4 protein-coding genes are annotated in these 2915 nt (G+C 54.1%); all 4 read left to right on the top strand.

What is annotated here, in order from left to right; genetic code table 11:
• Positions 1-505 (top strand): hypothetical protein (locus R3177_RS14205; RefSeq protein WP_318971662.1); only part of this gene is annotated, 505 nt, incomplete at its 5' end.
• A gap of 6 nt (positions 506-511) precedes the next feature.
• Complete coding sequence (locus R3177_RS14210) at positions 512-1873, top strand: PelD GGDEF domain-containing protein (RefSeq protein ID WP_318971663.1); 1362 nt, start codon at positions 512-514, stop codon at positions 1871-1873.
• Positions 1836-2816 (top strand): hypothetical protein, encoded by a 981-nt coding sequence (locus R3177_RS14215; RefSeq protein WP_318971664.1) that lies wholly within the window; start codon positions 1836-1838, stop codon positions 2814-2816. The genes R3177_RS14210 and R3177_RS14215 overlap by 38 nt, the downstream gene beginning before the upstream one ends.
• A partial coding sequence (locus R3177_RS14835; protein ID WP_413229096.1) for a DUF3492 domain-containing protein occupies positions 2803-2915 on the top strand: 113 nt, incomplete at its 3' end. The genes R3177_RS14215 and R3177_RS14835, both read left to right, overlap by 14 nt.

The raw sequence follows: 2915 nt of genomic DNA on the forward strand, positions 1-2915 counted from the left end.
GAAACGGTTGATATCAGCAACATTACTGTTACTGGCTGGCTGCGCCTCGCAAATGAGCAGCCAAAGCCCGGCCCTGGATGCAAACCAGGTGGTGTATATTATGCCTTTTAGCAACCAGTCAGCGACGCCGATGGCGCAGGCGCAGGCCGAGCAGTTACTGGCATCGGTACTGGCCGATGCCGGCATCAGGGTGGAATTGTATCCGGCCAGTACGGTCAGTGACTTGCAGGCCAGTATTGAGCCCGAGCAGCGTCAGGCCGTCGCTGAGCAGTGGCTGGCAACCCGCCAGCAGGGCTACGTTATGTACGGTGTCGTGCAGGAGTGGCAATATAAGTATGGCCTGGATGGTGAGCCCGCGGTAGGCGTGACCTTACAGCTGACCGATAAAAATGGCACCGAGTTATGGCGCGGCTCTGCGGCCCGCAGTGGCTGGGGCCGTGAATCCCTGTCGCATCTGGCACTGAAAACCTTTGCTGAGCTTAGTGCCAGTCTGAACTGGGATTAACCGCAGATGGACTCTTACAAGCGTCGTGGCGCCGGCGGTGTGCTGTACCGAATGCTGTTTGGCAGTGATCATCAGCTGTTTGCCTGGTTTGAGCTGCTGCTGATTACTGCTGCCGCCATGCTGATTTGGGTGTATCAGGCCACGCTGCTGTATGACCGGCCGCAGCAATACTTTTTCTGGCCGATGCTCGGACCGGTGGTTATCGCACTGCGCTACGGCTTTGGCCGCGGTATGATGAGTTTTGTGTTTTTACTGATTGGCTTTTCAGTATGGCAGGCCAGCCACGATCAGCCGTTCTTACTCAGTATGCCGGTTGCGGTAGGTACAGCCGTGGTGACGATGCTGGTCGGCGAATTCCGTGACCACTGGCATGATATTAACGAGCGGTTTGAACTTAATCACCGTTTTATGGAGCAAAAGCTGAAAAGCTTTACCCAGAATTATCATTTACTGAAAGTCTCCCATGATCAGCTGGAGCAACGGGTTGCCGGTAAACAAATGAGCCTGCGTACCGGCATTCAGTTACTGCATACTGACGCGCTGGAGCAGCCGGACGGCCGGCCCGTTAAGCTGGCCGAACGCAGCCTGCAGGTGGTGTCCGAAATTATTACCCTGTATCAGGCCGGTTTTTACCTGGTGCATGACGGCAAAATAGACGCTCAGCCGCTGGCAACTATTGGTAATGCCCACAAACTGGTGGCCGATGATGCGATGCTCAAAGATATGCTGCAGTCTAAAGCCCTGTTGTCACCGGCCGATTTAATAGAGCACAGCGACCTGTACTATCAGCTGACGATTCCGCTTAGCGATATCAACGGCAAGTTACAGGCGGTGATCCTGGCGGAGAAGGTGCGCTTTGTGCAACTGACCGATGCCAATGTTGCCCTGGTGGCCCTGCTCAGTGGCTATATCGCCAACTTTATTGCCAATGAGGTGTTTGTGCCGGTGTTAAAACCAGAACAGCGGCAGCTGTTCCGTCAGTACATCCGCAGCCAGCAACATTATTATCAGCGCTACGCTATCGACAGCAGTCTGGTGCTGTTTACCGACTTAACAGCAACCCAGCATCTGGCGTTCTCGCAGATCACCGATTTCCGGCGCGGCGCTGATATTTACTGGCAGTGTCAAACCCGTGACGGCCAGCAGGCATTATGTGTGTTACTGCCGATGACAACGCCAAGCGAAGCCAAACAGTTTATTGAACGGGTACAGTCCCTGCTGGCCGGCCAGCAAAATGCCGGCAGCGCCGATCTGAAACTGACCGGGCCGCTACGGGTGTCTGCGCAGCAGGCTGAGATTAATCTGTTACTCCATGAACTGGATGCTTACAATGAAGACCTGGCTGACGCTGCAAATACTGACCTTTGAGATAGCAAGTCTCTATCTGCTGGGGCAGCAGCAAATGACGCCGCTGCTGTGGCTGGCAGTGATTAGCAGCCATGGCATTGCTGCTGGCAGCTTTACCGTGCTGTGCTGGCTGGTGCTGCCCAACGCTTATAAAACCCCGGTGCTGCCGGCGTTACTATTTATTTTTACCCTGGCCTTTACGATGCCGGTGATCGGCATGGTATGTCTGGCCACAGTGTTTGTGGTGGCGTTGTATTTCCCCAGGGCTGAAATCAAAAAGCGCTGGCATCACACCTACAACCTGGCGTTACCGATGCACCCGGAACAGCTGGAAGCCGGGTTTTATGGCTATGCTGCCTTAAAAGACATTCTGTTGTTTAACCCGTCAGATGAAAAACGCCTGATGGCGACGAACTCCTGTCGTTTTCTGCCCCATCAGGATGCGATGCCGTTACTGAAACTGGCTCTGACCGACAGAACCGATGATATCCGCTTACTGGCTTATGCGGTTATTGAAAAAATTGAGTTTAATATCAACCGCAAAATCGCGCTGTTAAAGAAAAAGCAAGAGCGCAAAGCCAATGCAGAAACGCTGCAGCGAATTGCTGAAAGCTACTGGGAACTGTGTTACCTGGGGATCGCAGAAGGCCCGATCCGCGACTTTTATCTGACTGAAGCCAGCCGCTTTTTACAGCAGGCCCATCAGTTACAGCCCTCGGCCGCCATTGAGCTGAAACTGGGACGTATTCTGCTGGAACAGCAGGACTATGATCAGGCGCAGCATTATCTGAACAACGCGCTGGACCGCGGTCTGCCAGAACGCCAGGTGTCGCCTTACCTGGCAGAAGTGATGTTTGGCAAGGCCCGCTACCAGGAGGTGGCCACTTTACTGCAAAGCCTGCCGGCCCGGCAAAGCGATTTAGTGACCCAATTAAAGGAGTACTGGCGCAGTGCAGCAAGCTGATATCTGCCTGTTACTGGAAGGCACCTACCCCTATGTCAGGGGGGGCGTTTCCAGCTGGGTGCACCAACTGATTAGCGGCTTGCCGCATTATCGTTTTTA

The sequence above is a fragment of the Arsukibacterium sp. genome (assembly GCF_033722355.1).
Lineage (GTDB): Bacteria > Pseudomonadota > Gammaproteobacteria > Enterobacterales > Alteromonadaceae > Alishewanella.